This is a genomic window from Novacetimonas hansenii JCM 7643 (genome assembly GCF_000964405.1).
Classification (GTDB): Bacteria; Pseudomonadota; Alphaproteobacteria; order Acetobacterales; family Acetobacteraceae; genus Novacetimonas; species Novacetimonas hansenii.
In genome coordinates this window covers 1-1,027 of the sequence record NZ_BANE01000254.1, presented here as the reverse complement: position 1 = coordinate 1,027, position 1,027 = coordinate 1, and the positions used below count along the sequence as shown (strand labels likewise).

At 67.1% G+C, this 1,027-nt stretch carries 1 protein-coding gene; it reads left to right on the top strand.

Features of this window, described 5'->3' with window-relative positions:
* On the top strand, positions 1-870 hold an 870-nt coding region (locus tag B7G66_RS14205; protein ID WP_048859312.1), incomplete at its 5' end, for a DUF7146 domain-containing protein.
* Between the last annotated feature and the right edge of the window lie 157 nt (positions 871-1,027).

Sequence of the window (1,027 nt, the reverse complement as noted above, 5' to 3'; positions counted from 1 at the left end):
GGCGCGACAGGGCAGCATGGCGATCTGCTCGACATCATCCGCGATTGCCTCGGGCTGCTTGATTTTCGGGATGTCGCCGACGAGGCCCGGCACTTTCTCTGCCTGCCGCAACCACAGCCACGACCGGCTTCTGATCACGGTCGTTCCGATGCGTTCGGGCATGACGCTTCCCCGCAGGCATCAGGAACCGCTGATGCGGCACGACGGCTCTGGGCCATGTCCCGCCCGATTGCCGGCACGCAAGCGGAAACTTGGTTGCGCCATCGTGACCTCACCCGCCTGACGGACTTGGCATCGCTGCGTTTCCACCCTGACTGCTATTATCGCGCCGATGCTGACAGCCCGACCGAGATCTGGCCTGCCATGATCGCCGCCGTCACCGATCTCGAAGGTCGCGTGACCGGCGTGCATCGCACCTGGCTGGCGCGGGACGGACGCGGCAAGGCGCCTGTCCAAATCCCCCGTCGGGCGATGGGCGACCTGCTCGGCCATGCCGTGCGTTTTGGCGCAGCCTCTGACGTTCTGGCGGCAGGCGAGGGGGTCGAAACGGTGCTCTCGCTCCGCGAGGTCATGCCCGATTTGCCACTAGCCGCGTGCCTGTCCTCGGCGCATCTCGCCGCCATGACGTTTCCGCCCACGCTGCGCCGCCTTTACGTGCTGCGCGACGACGATCCCGCCGGAGACCATGCGGTGACGGCCCTGCATGCTAGGACACAGGAGGCCGGGATCGAGTGCCTCGTGCTGTCACCGCGTCTGGCGGATTTCAACGATGATCTGCGCTATCTCGGGCGCGGGGCGATGCGGGCGATCCTGCATCCCCAGCTTGCCCCGCAGGACGTGGCGCAGTTCCTGCATCCGTTCACGCACTGAGGCGGGCCGGGAAGGGGGTGTGCGGGTTAACTTCTTTCCGGTGTGGTGCGGGGCTGTCCTGTTTCCGGATGGGGCGCGCCCGCAGCCTTTTCTGGAGGGGAGCGGGCGTCAGTCAGGCCGGGCCTGCAATGGCGGAGCCGGCTATTTTCCGCCGCGC